The organism is Shewanella sp. YQ_9, from assembly GCF_043103185.1.
GTDB lineage: Bacteria > Pseudomonadota > Gammaproteobacteria > Enterobacterales > Shewanellaceae > Shewanella > Shewanella algae.
This window is the reverse complement of record NZ_JBICJO010000059.1, coordinates 33,722-54,738: the sequence shown is the minus strand read 5'-3', so window position 1 is coordinate 54,738 and position 21,017 is coordinate 33,722. Positions and strand designations below refer to the sequence as shown.

The window sequence follows — 21,017 nt, the reverse complement described above, 5'->3', positions numbered from 1 at the left end:
AGACTTTGTGAGGTTCAGTAATTGAGTGACATGGCAAAAAATTTGATTCTCTGGGTGGTCATCGCCGTGGTGCTGATGTCCGTGTTCCAGGGTTACTCCCCCTCTTCTTCGTCAGCGCAGAAGATGGATTATTCGACTTTCCTGGACGATGTTCGCAGCGGCCAAGTCAGTAACGTTGAAGTGAAAAGCGACCAACGTACGATTGAAGGCGTCAAAAAGTCCGGTGAAAAGTTCACCACCATTATGCCCTTGTATGACCAGGATCTGATCAATGACCTGGATCGTAAAGGCATCCGCATGAAAGGGCAGGAAGCCGAAGAGTCAGGTTTCCTGACACAGATCTTTATCTCCTGGTTCCCCATGTTGCTGCTTATTGGGGTGTGGATCTTCTTTATGCGACAGATGCAGGGCGGTGGCGGTAAAGGCGCCATGTCCTTTGGCAAGAGTAAAGCCAAGCTGATGAGCGAAGATCAGATTAAGACCACCTTTGCCGATGTGGCCGGTTGTGACGAGGCCAAGGAAGAGGTGAAGGAGATGGTGGATTATCTGCGTGATCCCACCAAATTCCAGAAACTCGGTGGCCGTATTCCTACCGGTGTCTTGATGGTTGGTCCTCCAGGTACAGGTAAAACCTTGCTTGCCAAGGCGATTGCCGGTGAAGCCAAGGTGCCTTTCTTTACCATCTCAGGTTCTGACTTTGTGGAAATGTTTGTCGGTGTCGGTGCCTCCCGGGTACGTGACATGTTCGAGCAGGCCAAAAAGTCGGCTCCATGCATCATCTTTATCGATGAAATCGATGCCGTGGGCCGTCAGCGTGGTGCAGGACTCGGTGGTGGTCACGACGAGCGTGAGCAAACATTGAACCAGATGCTGGTGGAAATGGATGGCTTTGAAGGTAATGAAGGTATTATCGTTATCGCTGCAACCAACCGTCCAGACGTGTTGGATGCCGCGCTGCTGCGTCCAGGCCGTTTCGACCGCCAGGTTGTAGTGGGGCTGCCGGATGTTCGCGGCCGTGAGCAAATTCTTAAAGTGCACATGCGTAAAGTGCCTTTGGGTGACGATGTTAAAGCCAGTGTGATTGCCCGTGGTACGCCTGGGTTCTCTGGTGCGGATCTTGCCAACCTGGTTAACGAGGCGGCACTGTTTGCTGCCCGCGGTAATCGCCGTGTGGTGACCATGGAAGAGTTTGAGAGTGCCAAAGATAAGATCATGATGGGCGCCGAGCGCCGCTCCATGGTAATGTCTGAGTCCGAGAAAGAGATGACGGCTTACCACGAAGCCGGTCACGCGATTGTGGGCTATCTGGTGCCTGAGCATGACCCTGTGCATAAGGTAACCATTATCCCTCGCGGCCGGGCCTTGGGTGTGACCTTCTTCCTGCCGGAAGCCGATGCCATCAGTGAGAGCCGCCAGAAGCTGGAGAGTAAGATCTCTGTGGCCTACGGTGGTCGACTGGCCGAAGAGATTATCTTTGGCACTGAAAAAGTCTCTACCGGTGCATCTCAGGACATTAAATATGCTACGGCCATTGCCCGTAACATGGTGACCCAGTGGGGCTTCTCCGAGAAACTCGGTCCGCTGCTGTATGCAGAGGAAGAGGGTGAGGTATTCCTGGGCCGCTCCATGGCCAAGTCCAAGCATATGTCTGATGAGACTGCGGCCATCATAGACTCAGAAATCAAGGCTATCATTGACCGCAACTACCAGCGTGCCAAGCAACTGCTGGATGAGAATATGGACGTACTGCACGCGATGAAAGATGCGTTGATGAAGTATGAGACCATAGACTCGCGCCAGATAGAGGACCTGATGGAGCGCCGCGAAGTGCGTCCTCCTGTGGATTGGCATATGGATGACAATGGCTCTTCCAACGGCAATAATGGCAGTAAAGGTGCCAAGCCTGAAGAGACTGAAGTTGAAGAGCATGAGCCGAGTGATACTGCTGCAGATTTGGGCAAACCCGGTGAGAGCCCGCTGAAATAAGCCTACTCTGAGGTAAAAGAAAACCCCGCAAGGGGTTTTCTTGTTTCTGCCTGAAGTCACAATAATAAATCCAATAAAGATGTTCTCGCGCTTGACGCGTAAGGGAGTAAAGAGTGTTTGAACTAAAGTCCGGTGCTCACCAACTATTACTCGATGAGCCCAAGGTAATGGGGATCCTCAATGTAACCCCGGATTCGTTTTCCGATGGCGGCCGTTTTTCTTCCTTTGAACTGGCCTGCCGCCACGCCGACCAAATGGTGGCCGATGGCGCCGTGTTTATCGATATCGGCGGCGAGTCCACCCGGCCCGGGGCTGCCGATGTCAGCGTCGATGAGGAGCTTTCCCGGGTTGTTCCCTTGGTGGAGTATATTGTCGCCAAGTATCCCCAGATCTGGATCTCTTTGGATACCAGTAAAGCCGAAGTGATGCGCGCCGGTATCAATGCCGGCGCTCACCTTATCAATGATGTGCGGGCCTTGCAGGAGCCCGGCGCTCTACAAGCCGCTGCTGAACTGCAGGTGCCTGTGTGCCTGATGCATATGCAGGGGCAACCCAGAACCATGCAGAATGCGCCCCACTATGAGGATCTGCTTGCCGAGGTGAATGACTTCTTTGCCAAGCGCATTGAGGCCTGTATTGAAGCGGGGATCGCCAGAGAGGCAATATTGCTGGATCCGGGTTTTGGATTTGGCAAGACGCTGGAACACAATTATCATCTGCTGGCCCATTTGCAGGAGCTGGCAAAATTTGATCTGCCTTTACTTATCGGACTGTCGCGAAAGAGTATGATAGGAAATCTGCTTGAGCGCAGTGTCGACAACAGATTGGCAGGTAGCTTGGCAGGCGCCATGTTGGCAGCTCAGCGGGGCGCACATATTATTCGGGTACATGATGTCGCAGAGACCAGCGATGTACTCAAGGTCATGGCAGCAACCAAGCAGTTTGGATAAAGACAGCGCCGTGACTTCATAGGTTTCAGGCCGGTGGGTCAGCCGGTATTAGGTTTACAGTATATAGAATAACCATTCAAAGATGGTTCTCAGTAGGAGTGAGCGTGAGAAAGTTTTTTGGTACGGACGGGATCCGCGGCAAGGTTGGAGCGGGCAAGATGACTCCGGAGCTGGCACTTAAGCTTGGCTGGGCTGCCGGTAGGGTCTTGTCCCGCAGTGGTACCCGTAAAGTGATTATAGGCAAAGATACCCGGATCTCAGGTTATCTGTTCGAGTCGGCGTTGGAAGCCGGCTTGTCTGCCGCCGGACTCAATGTGATGTTAATGGGGCCCATGCCGACGCCGGCCGTCGCCTACCTGACCCGAACATTCCGCGCCGAGGCGGGGGTCGTTATCAGTGCATCTCACAATCCCTACTATGACAACGGTATTAAGTTTTTCTCCACAGATGGCAGCAAGCTGGATGACGAACTGGAACTGGAGATAGAAGCCGAGCTGGAAAAACCTCTGGTTTGTGTCGAGTCGCACCTGCTGGGGAAAGTCTCCCGTATCGATGATGCCGCCGGTCGTTATATCGAATATTGCAAAGGTAACTTCCCGGCGGATCAAACCCTCGCCGGGCTCAAGATAGTGGTGGATTGTGCTCACGGCGCAACTTATCACATCGCCCCCAATGTGTTCCGCGAACTGGGCGCCGAGGTAGTGACCATAGGGGATAAGCCCAATGGCATCAACATCAATGATCAGGTTGGTGCGACCTCCATGGCCAAGATTTGTGAGACCGTGGTCAGCGAAGGCGCCGATCTGGGTATCGCGCTCGATGGCGACGGCGACCGTATCATGATGGTCAATCGACAAGGTGAAGTGATAGACGGCGATCAGATCCTCTATATTCTTGCCTGCGACGCCCAAAAGCGCGGCATTCTCAAAGGCGGGGTTGTCGGTACCTTGATGTCCAATCTTGGACTCGAATTGGCGCTCAAGCAGCTCAATATCCCCTTTGCCCGTTCCAAAGTTGGCGACCGCTATGTAATGGAACTGCTGAAAGAGAAAGATTGGCGTATAGGGGGGGAGAACTCAGGCCATATCCTCAATCTGGATCATGGCACTACGGGTGATGGTATAGTGGCAGGTATTCTGGTGCTGGCGGCAATGCGCCGTCACAACGCCTCGCTGGAAGAGTTAACTGAATCTATGAAGATGTTGCCTCAGGTCCTTATTAATGTTCGCTTTGAAGGCAACTCAGATCCGCTGGCATCACAACTGGTGCAAGACGCCCAGGCTCAGGTTGAGTCGCAACTGGGTGAGCGCGGCCGGGTACTGCTGCGTAAATCCGGTACTGAGCCTTTGATCCGGGTGATGGTGGAAGGGGACGATGAAGCCCAGGTGCGCGCCCATGCCGAAACCATAGCCACCGCAGTCAAACAAGCGGTTTAAACTGGCCTTTTTTAGCTTAATCAAAGTAAAATTAATGACTTAAGCTGGAATTGTGAGCGATTTATTGAGTGCGAGCGCAAAAAGTAGCCGAACACACAGTAAATCGCAAAAATTCCGCAATCAGGTATTGTAAGTTAATAAGTGGTTCGCTATTATTCACGCCGCTTTCAGAGGAGATGGTGATGGCACTCAGACGTCCAATGGTAGCAGGCAACTGGAAAATGAATGGCAGCGCGCAGTTGGCGCAAGAGTTGTTCAAGAAGTTTGCCACCAAGCTACATAATGATTCTGTTGAAGTGGTTTTATGCCCACCAGCAATTTACCTGGAAAGCGTAAGGCAACTGCTCGAAACTAACAAGGAAACCCTGAATGGTTCTCTGGTTAGAATGGGGGCTCAAAACCTGAGTCAGCACGATTTTGGTGCCTACACAGGTGAAACCTCAGGGCGGATGCTGAAAGATGCCGGCTGTCGTTATGTGATAATCGGTCACTCGGAACGCCGCCGTATGTACGGTGAGACGAGTAATATAGTGGCAGAGAAATTTGCCGCAGCTCAAAAGCACGGTTTGACCCCGATACTTTGTGTCGGTGAATCGGGCCCGGCTCGTGAAGCAAGACGTACCTTCGAGGTGCTTGCCGAGGAGTTGGATGTGGTAATCGAAAAGAACGGTACCATGGCTTTTGATAATGCGATCATCGCCTATGAACCCCTTTGGGCTGTAGGGACAGGAAAGAGCGCAACACCGGAGCAGGCACAAGAAGTTCACGCGTTTATACGCAATCGCCTCTCTGAAGTGTCCCCTTATATTGGGGAAAACATCAGGATCTTGTACGGCGGCAGTGTCACACCGAGTAATGCTGCAGATTTATTCGCCCAACCTGATGTGGATGGTGGACTGATAGGCGGTGCTAGCTTAAACTCTACCGAATTCTTGAGTTTATGTACGATAGCAATGAGCGCTTAATATGAAAGAAGTACTGATGGTTATTTACTTGTTGGTGGCTTTGGGTCTGGTTGGACTCATCCTTATCCAGCAAGGCAAAGGGGCTGACATGGGCGCATCTTTTGGTGCCGGTGCTTCAGGAACCCTGTTCGGTTCAGCAGGTTCAGGTAACTTTCTGACCCGTACAACGGCGATTCTCGCTATCGCGTTTTTCACTCTCAGCCTGGTTATCGGCAATATGAGTGCACATCACGTGAAGCAGGAAACCAACATTATGGGGCCTGATGTAGAACAGACCCAACAGTCTGAGACCAAAATTCCAGACTAATACCGAATATGCCGAGGTGGTGAAATTGGTAGACGCGCAGCCTTGAGGTGGCTGTGACCTAACGGTCGTGCGGGTTCAAGTCCCGCTCTCGGCACCAATATTTAACTGAGAAATGGATGTGAAATTTTCCTCAGTTATTGCAAGTAAAAGCTGAAATCAGTAAACTTGCAGCAGTTGACGCGGGGTGGAGCAGCTTGGTAGCTCGTCGGGCTCATAACCCGAAGGTCGTCGGTTCAAATCCGGCCCCCGCAACCAGCTCCCAGTGATGAATTGCGCTACTCTACAATTCATCCTGTTTACAGGTTCTTGAAGATAATGACCTCGTGATTACGGGGTTTTTTGTTATCTGGGACTTTTAAATTTGCTGCCTTTTACGGCAGCTCAATACTGGGGCTATTAATAGCCCTTTTTTGTTTTTCGGGGGTTACCTTGGCAACATTAGAATCCAGACTCACAGAAATGCTTACTCCAGCAGTGGAAGGCTTAGGCTACCAGCTCTGGGGTATTGAATTTGTTAAGGCCGGCAAGCATTCAACCTTGCGGCTATTTATTGACAGTGAGAACGGCATTAATATTGAAGACTGTGCCAATGCCAGTCGTCAGGCGAGCGCCATTCTGGATGTCGAGGACCCTATCACTTCCGAATACACTCTGGAAGTCTCCTCTCCCGGTCTCGACAGGCCGCTGTTCACCTCTGAGCAATATGGTATGTACCTTGGAGAGGAAGCAAAGATTCAACTGACTATGCCGGTAGCGGGTAGTCGTAACTTAAAAGGTACCATCACTAAGGTGGAAGGGCAGATGCTCACTCTGACAGTGGATGGAAAAGACTTGATTATTGCCTTGGATAACATCCGTAAAGGCAACCTGATCGCTAAGTTTTGATGGTTTCAAGGTGAACGAGGCAAGACGATGAATAAAGATATTTTGCTGGTCGCTGAAGCGGTTTCCAACGAAAAGGCTGTACCGCGCGAAAAGATTTTCGAGGCGCTCGAAATTGCGCTGGCTACCGCAACCAAGAAAAAGTATGAAGGCGATATCGATGTTCGTGTTGCCATAGATCGCAAAACCGGCGACTACGAGACTTTTCGCCGCTGGTTGGTGGTTGATGATAACGGTGAAGCGTTGGAAAACCCTTACCGTGAAATCACTCTGGAAGCGGCTCGTTATGAGAACCCGGAGATCCAGCCTGGCGAGTTCATTGAGGATGAAATTGATTCGGTACAATTTGACCGTATCACCACTCAAACCGCCAAGCAGGTGATAGTACAGAAAGTCCGTGAAGCCGAGCGCGCCCAAATCGTCGAGCAGTTTATCGACAAAGAAGGTGATTTGGTTACCGGTGTGGTCAAAAAGAGCAACCGCGACAGCGTAGTGGTTGACCTTGGCAACAACGCCGATGGCGTGCTGTTCAAAGAAGATCTGATCTCCCGTGAGACTTTCCGTCCGGGTGACCGTGTACGTTCTCTGTTGTATGCAGTGCGTCCCGAGGCCCGTGGTGCTCAGTTGTTCCTGACTCGCACCAAGCCAGAGATGCTGATCGAACTGTTCCGTGTTGAAGTACCGGAAATTGCCGATGAGATGATCGAAGTGATGGGCGCTGCCCGTGACCCAGGTTCACGGGCCAAGATCGCCGTGAAATCAAATGATCGTCGTATCGACCCTATCGGTGCCTGCGTAGGTATGCGTGGAGCCCGGGTACAGGCCGTATCCAATGAGCTCGGTGGTGAGCGTGTTGACATAGTGCTTTGGGACGATAACCCGGCACAATTTGTTATCAACGCCATGGCACCGGCCGATGTGGCCTCAATTATTGTTGACGAAGATAACCACTCAATGGATATCGCCGTCGAAGCCGATAGTCTGGCACAAGCTATCGGCCGCAATGGTCAAAACGTTCGTTTGGCGACACAGCTGACCGGCTGGGTACTGAACGTGATGACAGTGGAAGACATGAACAAGAAACATCAGGCCGAAAGCGCCAAAGTGATGGAGCTGTTCATGGGTGCGTTGGATGTGGACGAAGATTTCGCCCAGGTGCTGGCCGACGAAGGATTCACCTCTCTGGAAGAGGTGGCTTATGTTCCTGTTTCCGAGCTGTTGGCCATCGAAGGATTTGATGAAGACATTGTTGCCGCATTGCGTGAGCGCGCCAAGGCTGCCTTGTCTACCCGTGCACTGGCATCCGAAGAAGCACTGGATGGTGCCGAACCGAGTGAAGAGTTGTTGTCCATGCCTGGAATGGAGCGCCACCTGGCCTACGTTCTGGCAAGCATGGGTGTGATAACTCTGGAAGATTTAGCCGAGCAAGGCATTGACGATTTGATCGAAATTGAAGAATTGACAGAAGAAAAAGCAGGTGAGCTCATCATGGCAGCCCGCAACATCTGTTGGTTTGGCGAAGAAGCATAGTCGATCAACAGGGGGATTTAACTGATGGCAGAGACAACAGTAGAGAAACTGTCCACTGAAGTGGGAAAAAGCGTAGAGCGATTGATCGAGCAGTTTTCCAAGGCCGGTATCAAGAAAGGCAAGAATGACAGCGTCACCGAGGCCGAGAAACAGCAACTGCTGGACTACCTGAAAAAGCAACATGGTGCGGACAGTGCGCCCACCAAGATGACATTACAGCGTAAAACCGTATCGACTCTGAGTGTCGCCGGCAGCGGCGGCCAGTCCAAAGACGTCAAAGTCGAAGTTCGCAAGAAGCGCACCTTTGTGAAGCGTGACCCGGCCGAATTGGCCCGTCAGGCGGAAGAGCAGGCCCGCGCAGAAGCCGAAGCCAAAGCTCAGGCGGAAGCCGAAGCGAAAGCCAAGGCAGAAGCTGAAGCCAAGGCCAAGGTAGAAGCCGAAGCGAAAGCCAAGGCGGAAGCTGAAGCCAAAGCCAAGGCTAAAGCGGCTCAGGATGCCGGCAAAGCCAAGGAAGAGGTCAAGGCCGATCCCAAGACCAGCGCCGAGCAGGAAGCTGCCCGTGTTGAAGCCGAGCGTTTGAAAGCGGCTCAGGCTGAAGCTGTTAAGCGCAAGGCCGATGAAGAAGCCGCCCGTGCGGCAGCCGAAGCCCGTCGCCTGGCTGAAGAGAATGAAAAGCGCTGGGCCGAAGAAGAGCGTCAGCGTCTTGAAGCCGAGAAGCGCAGCGATCACCATATCACTACCTCTAAAGTGGCCCGCGCCGCCGAAGATACCAGCGATATGGATGAGGAGAAGCGTGGTCGTCGTTCACGTCACAAGAGTGCCGGTAAGAAACGTACCAAGGACTCCCGTGACGGTCGCGAGCGCAACATCCGTAACCGTGCGCCTCAATCCATGAACCATGGCTTCAACAAGCCGGTTGCCGCGGTAAACCGCGATGTACGCATAGGTGAAACCATTACTGTGGCCGAGCTGGCCCAGAAGATGGCCATCAAAGCCACTGAAATCATCAAGACCATGATGAAGATGGGCTCTATGGTGACCATCAACCAGGTACTGGATCAGGAAACTGCCCAACTGGTTGCCGAGGAGATGGGCCATAAGGTTGTGCTTATCCGTGAAAACGAGCTGGAGCATCAAGTTCTGGCCGACCGTGACGGTGAAGATGTCAAACTGGAGCCACGTGCGCCGGTTGTGACCATCATGGGTCACGTTGACCACGGTAAGACCTCGCTGCTTGACTATATCCGTCGCACCAAGGTTGCGGCCGGTGAGGCCGGTGGTATTACCCAGCATATCGGTGCCTACCATGTAGAAACCGACAACGGCATGATCACCTTCCTGGATACTCCAGGCCACGCCGCGTTTACCGCTATGCGTGCCCGTGGTGCCAAGGCCACTGATATCGTGGTTCTGGTTGTGGCTGCCGATGACGGCGTAATGCCTCAGACCATTGAAGCTATCCAGCATGCCAAGGCCGGTGGTGTACCGCTGATCGTGGCAGTGAACAAGATGGATAAGCCCGAAGCTGATATCGACCGCGTCAAGAGCGAACTGTCCCAGCACGGCGTGATGTCGGAAGAGTGGGGCGGTGACAACATGTTTGTGTTCGTATCTGCCAAGACAGGTATGGGCGTGGACGAGCTGCTGGAAGGTATCTTGCTGCAAGCCGAGATCCTCGAGCTCAAAGCCGTACGTGACGGCATGGCCGCCGGTGTGGTTGTTGAGTCTCAGCTGGATAAGGGCCGTGGTCCTGTTGCTACCGTCCTGGTTCAGGAAGGTACTCTGCGTCAGGGCGATATCGTTCTGTGTGGTCTGGAGTACGGTAAGATCCGTGCCATGAAGGATGAAAACGGTAAGAGCATCACTGAAGCCGGTCCGTCGATTCCGGTTGAGATCCTGGGTCTGTCCGGGGTGCCTTCTGCCGGTGACGAAGCGACTGTTGTTCGTGACGAGCGTAAGGCCCGTGAAGTCGCCCTGTATCGTCAGGGTAAGTTCCGCGACATCAAGCTGGCGCGTCAGCAGAAGTCCAAGCTGGAAAACATGTTTGCCAACATGACCGAAGGCGAAGTGAAAGAGCTGAATATCGTGCTCAAGTCCGACGTACAGGGTTCTTTGGAAGCCATCGTCGACTCGCTGACCCGTCTGTCTACCGAAGAAGTGAAAGTGAACATCATAGCCAGTGGCGTAGGTGCACTGACCGAGACAGATGCGACTCTGGCAGCGGCGTCCAACGCCATCATGGTGGGCTTCAACGTCCGTGCTGACGCTCAGGCCCGTAAGACCATCGAAAGTGAGAGTGTGGATTTGCGTTACTACAGCGTAATCTATGACCTCATCGACGAAGTCAAGTCGGCCATGAGCGGTATGCTTTCTCCTGAATTCAAGCAGGAGATCATTGGTCTGGCTGAAGTGCGCGATGTGTTCAAGTCACCTAAACTAGGTGCAATCGCCGGTTGTATGGTGACCGAAGGTATCGTTAAGCGCAGTGCACCTATCCGGGTTCTGCGTGAGAACGTGGTTATCTATGAAGGTGAGCTTGAGTCTCTGCGTCGCTTTAAAGATGACGTTAGCGAAGTTCGCAATGGCATGGAATGTGGTATCGGCGTGAAGAACTACAATGATGTTCGCGTAGGCGACCAGATTGAGGTGTTCGAAACCGTCGAGGTTGCCCGTACCCTGTAACGACAACATCGAAAAGGGCGGCTGAGGCCGCCCTTGTTGATTTTGGGGAAGAATACTATGGCAAAAGAATTTAGTCGTACCCGGCGTATCGCCCAGCAACTGCAACAGGAGCTGGCGCAGGTACTGCAGCGTGATATGAAAGATCCTCGTGTAGGCATGGTCACTGTCAATGACGTGGAAGTCTCACGGGATCTGAGTTATGCAAAGGTGTTTGTCACCTTCTTTGAAGAAGACCCTGTCAAGGTCGACGAAAAGCTCGCTGCACTCAACAAGGCAGCGCCTTATGCCCGCACCCTGGTTGCCGGCAGAATGAAACTTAGGGTGATGCCTGAGCTGAGATTTGTCTATGACAAGTCTCTGGTCGAGGGGATGAGAATGTCCAACCTGGTGACCGAGGTCATCAACCAGGACAAGGCCAAGCAGCAGACCTTTGGCACCGAGTCTCAAGACAAGGATGAGGAAAACAACTGATGGCGCGTCGTCCCAAAGGCCGTTTGGTCGATGGTATCGTCCTGTTGGATAAAGACACTGGCATGAGTTCCAACTTTGCCCTGCAAAGGGTAAAGCGGATCTACAACGCCGCCAAGGCCGGCCATACCGGCGCGTTGGATCCTCTGGCGACAGGTATGCTGCCCATCTGTCTTGGCGAAGCCACCAAGTTTTCCCAGCACCTGTTGGATGCCGATAAACGCTATCTGGTGACAGCCAAGCTTGGAGAGCGCACTGATACCAGCGATTCTGACGGTGAAGTGGTACAAACCCGGCCGGTTGAGTTTTCCATGACTCAACTGGAAGTGGCGCTGGAGCATTTTCGCGGCGATAGCATGCAGGTGCCTTCCATGTACTCGGCGCTCAAGTATCAGGGTCAACCCTTGTACAAGTACGCCCGGGAAGGCAAGGAAGTGCCCCGCGAAGCCAGGCCTATTCATGTCTATGAGCTCAAGTTCATCTCTTTGGAGAATGACGAGCTGACGCTGGATATTCACTGCTCCAAGGGTACGTATATTCGCACTATCGTAGACGACTTGGGCGAAATGCTTGGCTGCGGTGCCCATGTGATCATGCTGCGCCGTACTCAGGTGGCGGGTTATCCCTATGAGCGTATGGTTAGTCTGGCACAGCTTGAAGCCTTGCTGGAACAGGCCATGACCGAAGAGCGGGTGCCTTCCGAGCTGTTGGACCCTTTGCTGCTTCCCATGGACACTGCGGTTGCCGACCTTCCCGAGTGCAATGTACCCGATGCCATGGCCGGATATCTGCTTAATGGTAACCCGGTGCGGGTCGCCAAGCTGGAAGCCGATACCCTGGTGCGGATCACCTTGGGTGACAGCAAGCGCTTTATCGGTGTTGGTATGATGAATGACGATGGTTTGTTGGCTCCCAAGCGTTTGGTAGTGTTGCCTGAGGCAAAAAGCTGAGCTTGACTTGCGATCTACGGCCCTTGAGGTTATTATGTCGCGCCCTTGGCTGAGTTAGTGATCGGCTGGGGAAACAATCAAGACTATTTTGGAGAGACACATGTCACTAAGTACTGAAGCGAAAGCGAAAATCCTGGCTGAATTCGGCCGTGGCGAAAACGACACTGGTTCTACTGAAGTTCAGGTTGCACTGTTGACTGCTCAGATCAACCACCTGCAAGACCACTTCAAAGAGCACACTCACGATCACCACTCACGTCGTGGTCTGCTGCGTATGGTTAGCTCTCGTCGTAAGCTGCTGGCTTACCTGAAGCGTACCGACGTTGCTCGTTATACCGCTCTGATCCAGAAGCTGGGTCTGCGTCGCTAATCGCGAACTGTACCAAAAGAAGAGGAGGCCCAGGCCTCCTTTTTTTGTATCTGCAATTTGGGGCAAACTTATTGAAATCAAGCCCTTTTCTGTGCGCTTTCGTCCTAACCTGTCTTTAAAAATTCTACCTAGGCATTCTCTTTGAGCACGGGCTTTTCAGAGTGAGTGAATGCAGCGAAGCTTATCGGCTCAAGCTCAGCTTAGTTGGCCATCCAACTCCAGGATCCTGGCGTTATTCGGGATGATGTACTTGGCCTCAAACTCTTCCAGTGACAGCGGCTGACTGAAATAGAAGCCTTGACCTATGGCGCAGTGATTTTGCTTCAGCCACTCAAGTTGCTGCTCGTTCTCTATGCCTTCGGCGACAATTTTCAGATCCAGTTGCCGTCCCAACATCAAAATAGTGGAAGCTATTGCGCTCTCGTGGGGCAGGTCGGTCACGAAACAGCGGTCAATCTTCATGGTGGTGATTGGCAAGTGTCTCAGATAGGAAAGGGATGAGTAACCTGTACCGAAGTCATCGACGGCAATACCGAACCCTGCGGATTTAAGTTGCTCCAGCTTGCTGATTGCCAACTCAATATCATTCATCAGCGAGGTCTCGGTGATCTCCACTTCCAGCAATTCGGGCTTTATCTGATAGCGCAGCGCCATCTGTTTGATATCCGGTACCAGGCTGGCGTCAGCAAACTGCTGTGAGGCGACATTGACGGCGATAGGGGTGCTGAAGTTATAGCGTTTTTGCCAGCGGCGCAGCACCCGGCAGCTTTGTTCTATGACCCAGCGGCCGATAGGGATGATGATCCCGGTTTCTTCCGCCACGGGAATAAACGACATGGGGCTTATCAGGCGGCCGTCTTTTTGCCAGCGGATCAGCGCCTCACATCCCATCAACTCGCCAGTCTCTATATTGACCTTAGGCTGAAAGTGCAACAGGAATTCGTTGTTACGGATGGCATCGTGCAGGGAGGCTTCGGTGCGCAGTCTCACCGCCGCTCGCTCTGTCATCTGTTGCTTGAAGAAAGCCCATTGGTTGGAACCGGCGGCCTTGGCACTGTACATGGCGATATCGGCATGACGAATAAGGTCTTCGGCGCTCAGACCATCTTCGGGGTAGATGGAGATACCTATGGAAGCGGCCGGGTGAATGGCATGTTCGTTGAGCTGCACCGGAGTATTGAGCTGGACCAGCAACTTGTCGACAAAGTCGGCGGCCTGGGTCGGTGATTGGATTTCATCGGCCAGGATCACAAACTCATCGCCGCCGAGACGGGCCACTGTGCCCTTGTCACCGACCACCCGCTCCAAAATACGGGCGATTCTTGCCAGAAACTGATCACCCACCGCATGACCCAAGGAATCGTTGACGTTTTTGAACCTATCGAGGTCGATAAACAGCAGACTGAAGTTACGTCTGTGCACCCTGGCGCGTTGAATGGTGACGGCTATGGTTTCAAGTAGCAAGGTACGGTTGGGCAGGCCGGTGAGTGGATCCCGGGTCGCCATTTTACGCAGCTTGCTTTGGGTCTGGCTGAACTGTTTGAGGATCTGGTTGAACTTGGAGGTAACCAGCCCCAATTCGTCATCTTTGTGGTTGGCCGATACCGGCAGCATGTTTTCATCCGGTGATTCCGGGTCAATTTTGTCTATCGCCTCGCTGATACGGGCGATGGGTTGGGTCAAGAAGCGGTGGAATACTATGGACAGCACCAGAGTCAGAAACAACGCCCTGGCCAGGGTGGCGGCAAAACTGAACTGCAACTGGCTTATAAGGCTTTGGGTCAGCTCTCGGGTATCATAATTGATAGTGAGCGTGCCTATCAGTTGCTCTTTTTGCGCACCTTCAAAATAAAAGGGCCGTTGCAGTGGCCTTGATATCTGCTTGAGATCGCCAAACAGTTTGAGACTGATATCCCCGAAAGTATCTGAGGGCTCCGGGCGGCTGCTGCCGAGATTCACGAATAGAGAGTTGTCGTCCAGAGTGATCTTGGCCGAACCGACATGGTCTACCTTCATCACCCCTTCAAGGGTTTGCCGGGCCAGATTATCATCCAGCGCCCAGACAGCATTGGCGGCAGGCTGCTCCACAGAATCGAGCAACTCCTGCTGGCTGCTGATCAAGGACTGCCTTTCTGTAGTCACCACAATCAAAATTTCGATGATAAAAATGGCAACGGCAAAGAATAGCGCAGTGAAAACCACCAGATTGGTTTGCTTCCAGGTGAGTGATTTGAACCTGGCAGTATTCATCTGCCTCTTCCTGCTTTGTAGTCGAATTCTATATTCAAGGCTAGTCCAAATTGGTAGCAATGCAGCAACTTGTGGTTGATATAGTCCACTTTAGAAAAAAGAAGCGCCTTTGTCATCATCTGGCACTCTTTATCTATTCAAGATGTTTGCAGTATACTTACGCGCGAAATTCAAGGTTATTAAATTAAGGAATGGGTCAAGTGAATCCTATTGTAAAAAGTTTTGAGTATGGTCAACACACAGTCACTCTGGAAACAGGGGTTATTGCACGCCAAGCCGATGCAGCCGTTCTGGCCAGCATGGGCGATACTACAGTTCTGGTGACTGTGGTTGGCAAGAAAGAAGCAGACCCAAGCCGTGACTTCTTCCCGCTGACTGTTAACTATCAGGAAAAGACTTACGCAGCTGGTAAGATCCCTGGTGGTTTCTTCAAGCGTGAAGGTCGACCATCCGAAGATGAAACACTGATCGCCCGCCTGATTGACCGTCCTATCCGTCCACTGTTCCCTGACGGCTTCACTAACGAAGTCCAAGTGATCATCACTGTGGTTTCTGTTGATCCACAGATCGAGCCAGACATTGTGGCCATGATAGGTACCTCTGCTGCTTTGGCTATTTCCGGTATTCCATTCAATGGTCCTCTGGGGGCGGCACGTGTCGGTTACATCAATGGCGAGTACGTGCTGAATCCTGGTGCAGAATTGCGTGAAAACAGCCAGCTGGATCTGGTTGTTGCCGGTACTCAGAGCGCCGTGCTCATGGTGGAATCTGAAGCCAAGGCCCTGCCTGAAGAAGTGATGCTGGGCGCCGTGGTATACGGTCACGAACAGCAGCAGGTGGTGGTTAATGCCATCAATGAACTCAAGGCCGAAGCCGGTAAGCCTGCTTGGGACTGGACAGCTCCTGTTGCCAACGAAGAGCTGGTTGCCAAGGTTAAGGCGCTGGCCGAAGAAGGTCTTACCGCCGCTTACCAGATCATCGCCAAGCATGAGCGCCGCGATGCGGTAGTTGAAGTCAAGAAAGCCGCTATCGAAAAGCTGCTCGAGGAAAACCCTGAGCTGGATCAGCGTGAGCTGGACGGCCTGCTGGGTAGCCTGGAGAAGAAAGTGGTTCGTAGCCGCATCATCAAAGGTATGCCTCGTATCGATGGTCGCGAGCCTGATATGGTGCGTGCCCTGTCTGTGATGGCCGGCGTGCTGCCACGTACTCACGGTAGCGCCCTGTTTACCCGTGGTGAAACTCAGGCTCTGGTGACCTGTACTCTGGGTACCGAGCGTGATGCGCAGAAGATTGACTCCATCATGGGCGAGCGTACCAACCGCTTCATGCTGCACTATAACTTCCCTCCATACTCTGTCGGTGAAACCGGCATGGTGGGTTCACCCAAGCGTCGTGAAATCGGTCACGGTAAGCTGGCATGGCGTGGTATCAACGCAGTAATGCCTTCTGCCGAAGAATTCCCATATAGCGTGCGCGTAGTATCTGAAATCACCGAATCCAACGGCTCCAGCTCTATGGCGTCTGTGTGTGGTACTTCTCTGGCGCTGATGGATGCCGGTGTACCTATCAAGACTTCTGTTGCCGGTATCGCCATGGGTCTGGTAAAAGAAGGTGATGATTTCGTCGTACTGTCTGACATTCTGGGCGATGAAGATCACCTGGGTGATATGGACTTTAAAGTGGCCGGTACCCGTGATGGTGTAACCGCACTGCAGATGGATATCAAGATTGAAGGTATCACCAAGGAGATCATGGAAATTGCGCTGCAGCAAGCCTATGGTGCCCGTGTGCATATCCTCAATGTAATGGATCAGGCCATTGGCTCTGCCCGTGACGATATCTCTGACCATGCTCCACGTATCACTACCATCAAGATCAACCCTGAGAAGATCCGTGAAGTGATAGGTAAGGGCGGTGCAACTATCCGTGCACTGACCGAAGAGACAGGTACCACTATCGAGTTGGAAGACGACGGCACTGTGAAGATTGCTTCAAACAATGCCGATGCCACCAAGGAAGCTATCCGCCGCATCGAAGAGATCACCTCTGAAGTGGAAGTGGGTCGTATCTACAAGGGTAAAGTTATCCGCATCGTTGACTTCGGTGCCTTCGTTAACATACTGCCTGGTAAAGATGGCCTGGTACACATCTCTCAAATCGCTGAAGAGCGTGTGGCCAACGTATCCGACTACCTGCAACTGAACCAGGAAGTTACCGTTAAGGTAATGGAAGTGGATCGTCAGGGCCGTGTACGTCTGTCTATCAAGGAAGCACAACAAGCCGCTCCAGAAGCAGCCGAGTAAGCTTTCATAGCATGAGAAAAGGAGACCTTGGGGTCTCCTTTTTTATTGTCACCACTTAAATTATCTTGGATTTGCCACTGCGGCTTGATAGCGTAGGCACTGCTGTATTGCTATGATTGAGCCTGCATTGGGATATGACAAAGGAAGGATTGGATGAGTTTTAATCTGCGCGCCGCTGTGTTTTCTGTACTGGCCGGAGCCAGTTTGCTGACTTCGGGATGCGCTTCCCTGCCGGCGTCTGAATCCAACAGTGAATTGTTGGTTGCTCCCGTCTTGCCGGACTATAAGTTGGAAGTCACTCTGGCAAAACTCAACGAAATCCTGGCCAGAGCAGAGCTGACCACAGAGCAACGCGCCCGTTTTCATTATGATCGCGGCGTTATATATGACAGCGTAGGCTTGAGGATCCTCGGACGTATCGATTTCCATCAGGCGCTGAAATTGCAACCGGATTTGGCCGATGCCTATAACTTCCTCGGTATCTATTACACCCAGGAAGGTGAGTTTGAAAGTGCCTACGAGGCGTTTGATGCGGTTCTTGAGTTATCGCCTGAATATGATTATGCCTTTCTCAATCGCGGAATTGCCCTTTACTATGGCGACCGCAAAGAGCTTGCTGCCAAAGACATGGAAAGCTTTTACCTCAAGGATGAAAGCGATGGTTACCGGGCGCTGTGGCTATATCTGACCGAGTATGAACTCTCTCCCCAGGAAGCGCTGGCAAGGCTGCAGTTCAACCGCACCCGTCTGGATGACAATGCCTGGGCGACTGTGCTGGTCGACTATTATCTGGGCGCGGTTGATGAATCCCAGGTGTTTGCCATGGCCAAGAGTGGCCTGACTCACCCCAAAGAATATGCCGAGCGCTTGTGTGAAGCCTATTTCTATTTGGCCAAGGTGGCGACCGAGCAAGGCCATAAGGATAAGGCGGCCGATTATCTGCGCCTGGCGCTGGCTACCAATATCTATGATTTTGTCGAGCACAGATATGCCAGAATGGAACTGGCATTGCTGGAGCAAACGCCGCAACCTGTACAACAGACAGCTAACTGATCTGCCTTTATCTGACAATCAAAGGCCTTGCCTAGCCAAGGCCTGAGTGAGGCGCTATAATTTGCGCCTTTTTCAAGCGTCATAAGTGTACGGAAGAACATGTCAGGTATTAAAGTCGAAGTGGACAAGCGCCGCACCTTCGCCATCATTTCTCACCCGGATGCGGGTAAAACCACCATTACAGAGAAAGTCTTGCTCCATGGCCGCGCCATTCAATCTGCCGGTACAGTGAAAGGCCGTGGCTCGTCTCAGCATGCAAAATCTGACTGGATGGAGATGGAAAAGGAGCGGGGGATCTCGGTCACGACTTCTGTGATGCAGTTCCCCTACAACGACTGCCTGGTTAACCTGCTGGATACCCCAGGCCACGAAGACTTCTCTGAGGATACCTACCGTACCCTGACAGCGGTGGACTCCTGCCTTATGGTTATCGATGCTGCCAAAGGGGTTGAGGATAGAACCCGTAAGCTGATGGAAGTGACGCGGCTGCGTGATACCCCTATCGTCACCTTCATGAACAAGCTCGACCGGGATATCCGCGATCCGATGGAATTGCTCGATGAAGTGGAAAACGAGCTCGATATTCTCTGTGCACCGGTCAGCTGGCCTATAGGCTGTGGTAAGTCTTTCAAAGGCGTTTATCATATCCATCGCGATGAAACCATCCTGTATCAAACCGGTCACGGTCACACCATTCAGGAAGTGAAGATACTCAAAGGATTGGATAACCCTGAGTTGGACCAAGCTGTTGGCAGCGATCTGGCAGCGCAGCTGCGTGAAGAGATGGAGTTGGTAACCGGCGCCTCCAATGAATTTGATCTCGAGCTGTTCTTAAGTGGTGAGCTGACACCTGTGTTCTTCGGTACCGCCCTGGGTAACTTCGGGGTTGACCATATGCTGGATGGCCTGACCGCCTGGGCCCCCAAGCCAATGCCAAGACAGACCACTGAGCGTTTGGTCGAAGCCGGTGAAGACAAGTTTTCCGGTTTCGTTTTCAAGATCCAGGCGAATATGGATCCCAAGCACAGAGACCGTATCGCCTTTATGCGTATCGTTTCCGGTAAATACACCCAAGGCATGAAGATGAAGCATGTCCGTATAGGGAAAACCGTCAGTATTTCCGATGCGGTAACCTTTATGGCCGGTGACCGTGAGCGCGCCGCCGAAGCCTATGCCGGTGATATCATAGGCCTGCACAACCATGGCACCATTCAGATAGGTGATACCTTTACCCAAGGTGAAGAGTTGAAGTTCTCCGGGATCCCCAACTTTGCGCCGGAAATGTTCCGCCGTATTCGTCTTAAAGATCCATTGAAGCAGAAACAGCTGCTTAAAGGCTTGGTGCAGCTCTCGGAAGAGGGGGCCGTACAGGTTTTCCGCCCTCTGGACACTAATGACCTTATTGTTGGCGCTGTTGGGGTGCTGCAGTTTGAGGTAGTGGTAGCCAGACTCAAGTCGGAATATAACGTGGAAGCCATCTATGAGGCCATCAACGTGGCAACCGCGCGTTGGGTCTACTGTGACGATGCCCGCAAGTTGGAGGAGTTCAGGCGCAAGTGCTCCACCAACCTGGCGCTGGATGGTGGCGACAACCTGACTTACATTGCCCCGACCATGGTTAACCTCAATTTGTCCATGGAGCGCTATCCGGACATTGAGTTTGCCAAGACCCGGGAACACTAAATCATAAAGGTGGAGCTTGCTCCACCTTTTTTATTGGGATGTTGTTGAGAGATCTTCTGATGTTTTTTATTCAAAAGTGCTGGCAAAGTTACATCCGTTTTTGTGATCGCATGGGGTTAACCGAAGAAAACCGGCGCTGCTGTATGCCAAGACTCAGCGATCCTCCTTTGCAAAAAGTTGGGCAAGAGGCCGACGCTAAAGACAGGCAAAAAGAAGGAGAACAGCATGATCTTTGATTCTCACGCTCATCTGGATTTCAGCGACTTTGATCATGACAGACTAGCCCTCATGGCCGCGATGAAAGCCGCCGGTATTGGCGGTGCTATCATTCCCGGTGTCAGTCCTCGGCATTGGTCAAAGCAGAAAGCGATTGCTCACCAGCTGCAACTGCCTTTCACCTTAGGGATACATCCTTGGTATTGCCCTAAATCAATTGCCGAGAGTGACCTGGCGCTGACAGCGCTCAAAAGTGAGCTCACTTCTGTAAATGACCCTCTGATGGTAGGAATCGGCGAGTGTGGTTTGGACAAACCCAAGGCTGAGCTGGCGCAAGATAACCCGGCGCATGTCCCCTGGAACCTGCAATACAGGGTGCTGGAAGGGCAGTTGGCCTTAGCGGCGGAGTTGAAGCTGCCGCTGATACTGCATTCGGTGAAGACCCATAATGAACTCTTGGGCATGTTGAAACAGCATTCACTGCCGAGGGGCGGAGTGGTTCATGCCTTTAATGGCTCTTATGAGACGGCGATCGCTTATTTGGAGCTTGGCTTCAAGTTGGGGATTGGCGGCTTGTTGCTGAATAAAAATGCAAAAAAGCTGCGTGATGCAGTTGGCAAATTACCGCTCGATGCCTTGTTGGTTGAGACTGATTCGCCCTCAATGACGCCGAGTTTCCTGCCGGAAAAACGCAATACCCCCCTGACATTGGTACAAATAATAGCCGAATTGGCGGATTTGCAGAAAAAAACCAATGTTCTAATATCAGAACACCTCCAACAGAACTTGATGCAACTGTTTGAGCTTTAGTTTCTTTTAATTAAACAGGTGTAACTCGCATTCTGTGATGTGACTAAACTTTTGAAAATTAACTTCAAAAATTTGATCAAAACGACGATTTTGCCCCGGAGGTCGGGTATAATCTTGCTCGGAAAAAGGTTGGTTAACAACATAATTAAAAAGCGTTAACAATAGGGTGATGGTTA

Annotated in this window: 16 protein-coding genes and 2 tRNA genes; 17 read left to right on the top strand and 1 reads right to left on the bottom strand. The window is 52.2% G+C overall.

The window, feature by feature from the left end:
- Positions 1 to 21 precede the first annotated feature (21 nt).
- The 13 genes from ftsH (at position 22) to rpsO (ending at position 12,526) form a co-directional block, all read left to right on the top strand.
- The gene (ftsH, locus tag ACF8D4_RS16105) at positions 22 to 1,986 is read left to right on the top strand and encodes an ATP-dependent zinc metalloprotease FtsH (RefSeq protein ID WP_392465888.1); all 1,965 of its coding nucleotides are present in this window, start codon (positions 22 to 24) and stop codon (positions 1,984 to 1,986) included.
- Positions 1,987 to 2,099: 113 nt separating this feature from the next.
- Positions 2,100 to 2,936 carry a dihydropteroate synthase gene (folP, locus tag ACF8D4_RS16100; protein ID WP_096141561.1) on the top strand — a complete coding sequence of 279 codons (837 nt, stop codon included), beginning with the start codon at positions 2,100 to 2,102 and terminating at the stop codon, positions 2,934 to 2,936.
- A 98-nt stretch (positions 2,937 to 3,034) separates the two neighbouring features.
- Complete coding sequence (glmM, locus tag ACF8D4_RS16095) at positions 3,035 to 4,372, top strand: phosphoglucosamine mutase (protein WP_082050144.1); 1,338 nt, start codon at positions 3,035 to 3,037, stop codon at positions 4,370 to 4,372.
- Between the two features lie 182 nt (positions 4,373 to 4,554).
- The gene (tpiA, locus tag ACF8D4_RS16090) at positions 4,555 to 5,337 is read left to right on the top strand and encodes a triose-phosphate isomerase (RefSeq protein ID WP_045283644.1); all 783 of its coding nucleotides are present in this window, start codon (positions 4,555 to 4,557) and stop codon (positions 5,335 to 5,337) included.
- 1 nt (position 5,338) lies between these two features.
- Complete coding sequence (gene secG, locus ACF8D4_RS16085) at positions 5,339 to 5,644, top strand: preprotein translocase subunit SecG (RefSeq protein WP_025009932.1); 306 nt, start codon at positions 5,339 to 5,341, stop codon at positions 5,642 to 5,644.
- A gap of 10 nt (positions 5,645 to 5,654) precedes the next feature.
- Positions 5,655 to 5,741, top strand: a tRNA-Leu gene (locus tag ACF8D4_RS16080).
- Between the two features lie 81 nt (positions 5,742 to 5,822).
- A tRNA-Met gene (locus ACF8D4_RS16075) sits at positions 5,823 to 5,899 on the top strand.
- Between the two features lie 174 nt (positions 5,900 to 6,073).
- Positions 6,074 to 6,529 (top strand): ribosome maturation factor RimP, encoded by a 456-nt coding sequence (gene rimP / locus ACF8D4_RS16070; RefSeq protein WP_025887922.1) that lies wholly within the window; start codon positions 6,074 to 6,076, stop codon positions 6,527 to 6,529.
- 27 nt (positions 6,530 to 6,556) lie between these two features.
- Positions 6,557 to 8,056, top strand: a complete 1,500-nt coding sequence (nusA, locus tag ACF8D4_RS16065; RefSeq protein ID WP_028780659.1) for a transcription termination factor NusA — start codon at positions 6,557 to 6,559, stop codon at positions 8,054 to 8,056.
- A gap of 24 nt (positions 8,057 to 8,080) precedes the next feature.
- Positions 8,081 to 10,738, top strand: a complete 2,658-nt coding sequence (infB, locus tag ACF8D4_RS16060; RefSeq protein ID WP_025887923.1) for a translation initiation factor IF-2 — start codon at positions 8,081 to 8,083, stop codon at positions 10,736 to 10,738.
- 57 nt (positions 10,739 to 10,795) lie between these two features.
- Positions 10,796 to 11,209 (top strand): 30S ribosome-binding factor RbfA, encoded by a 414-nt coding sequence (rbfA, locus tag ACF8D4_RS16055; protein WP_025009934.1) that lies wholly within the window; start codon positions 10,796 to 10,798, stop codon positions 11,207 to 11,209.
- Positions 11,209 to 12,156 (top strand): tRNA pseudouridine(55) synthase TruB, encoded by a 948-nt coding sequence (gene truB / locus ACF8D4_RS16050; RefSeq protein WP_144218558.1) that lies wholly within the window; start codon positions 11,209 to 11,211, stop codon positions 12,154 to 12,156. The genes rbfA and truB overlap by 1 nt, the downstream gene beginning before the upstream one ends.
- A 100-nt stretch (positions 12,157 to 12,256) precedes the next feature.
- Positions 12,257 to 12,526: a 30S ribosomal protein S15 gene (gene rpsO / locus ACF8D4_RS16045; RefSeq protein ID WP_025009936.1), complete on the top strand. Its 270-nt coding sequence runs from the start codon at positions 12,257 to 12,259 to the stop codon at positions 12,524 to 12,526.
- Between the two features lie 195 nt (positions 12,527 to 12,721).
- Here the strand turns inward: rpsO and ACF8D4_RS16040 are convergent, their stop codons facing one another.
- Positions 12,722 to 14,776, bottom strand: coding sequence for an EAL domain-containing protein (locus tag ACF8D4_RS16040; RefSeq protein WP_044733930.1), 2,055 nt, complete (start codon positions 14,774 to 14,776; stop codon positions 12,722 to 12,724).
- A 200-nt stretch (positions 14,777 to 14,976) separates the two neighbouring features.
- Here ACF8D4_RS16040 and pnp point away from each other — a divergent pair, with 200 nt between their 5' ends.
- From pnp to ACF8D4_RS16020, 4 genes are all read left to right on the top strand, one after another.
- A complete protein-coding gene (pnp, locus tag ACF8D4_RS16035; protein WP_025009937.1) occupies positions 14,977 to 17,079 on the top strand; it encodes a polyribonucleotide nucleotidyltransferase in 2,103 nt (700 codons plus the stop codon).
- A 153-nt stretch (positions 17,080 to 17,232) separates the two neighbouring features.
- Positions 17,233 to 18,132, top strand: a complete 900-nt coding sequence (gene nlpI, locus ACF8D4_RS16030) for a lipoprotein NlpI (RefSeq protein ID WP_044733931.1) — start codon at positions 17,233 to 17,235, stop codon at positions 18,130 to 18,132.
- A 99-nt stretch (positions 18,133 to 18,231) separates the two neighbouring features.
- On the top strand, positions 18,232 to 19,815 hold the full coding sequence (gene prfC, locus ACF8D4_RS16025; protein WP_025009938.1) for a peptide chain release factor 3: 1,584 nt from the start codon (positions 18,232 to 18,234) through the stop codon (positions 19,813 to 19,815).
- A gap of 228 nt (positions 19,816 to 20,043) precedes the next feature.
- Entirely contained in the window at positions 20,044 to 20,841 is a 798-nt protein-coding gene (locus tag ACF8D4_RS16020) for a TatD family hydrolase (protein WP_025009939.1), read from the top strand.
- Positions 20,842 to 21,017: the final 176 nt, after the last annotated feature.

What these genes read in the sequence shown, in the direction of transcription:
- nlpI (WP_044733931.1), top strand. Translation starts at nt 17,233, where the DNA reads ATGAGTTTTAATCTGCGCGCCGCTGTGTTTTCTGTACTGGCCGGAGCC.
- truB (WP_144218558.1), top strand. Translation starts at nt 11,209, where the DNA reads ATGGCGCGTCGTCCCAAAGGCCGTTTGGTCGATGGTATCGTCCTGTTG.
- nusA (WP_028780659.1), top strand. Translation starts at nt 6,557, where the DNA reads ATGAATAAAGATATTTTGCTGGTCGCTGAAGCGGTTTCCAACGAAAAG.
- infB (WP_025887923.1), top strand. Translation starts at nt 8,081, where the DNA reads ATGGCAGAGACAACAGTAGAGAAACTGTCCACTGAAGTGGGAAAAAGC.
- rbfA (WP_025009934.1), top strand. Translation starts at nt 10,796, where the DNA reads ATGGCAAAAGAATTTAGTCGTACCCGGCGTATCGCCCAGCAACTGCAA.
- ACF8D4_RS16040 (WP_044733930.1), bottom strand. Translation starts at nt 14,776, where the DNA reads ATGAATACTGCCAGGTTCAAATCACTCACCTGGAAGCAAACCAATCTG.
- prfC (WP_025009938.1), top strand. Translation starts at nt 18,232, where the DNA reads ATGTCAGGTATTAAAGTCGAAGTGGACAAGCGCCGCACCTTCGCCATC.
- secG (WP_025009932.1), top strand. Translation starts at nt 5,339, where the DNA reads ATGAAAGAAGTACTGATGGTTATTTACTTGTTGGTGGCTTTGGGTCTG.
- rpsO (WP_025009936.1), top strand. Translation starts at nt 12,257, where the DNA reads ATGTCACTAAGTACTGAAGCGAAAGCGAAAATCCTGGCTGAATTCGGC.
- tpiA (WP_045283644.1), top strand. Translation starts at nt 4,555, where the DNA reads ATGGCACTCAGACGTCCAATGGTAGCAGGCAACTGGAAAATGAATGGC.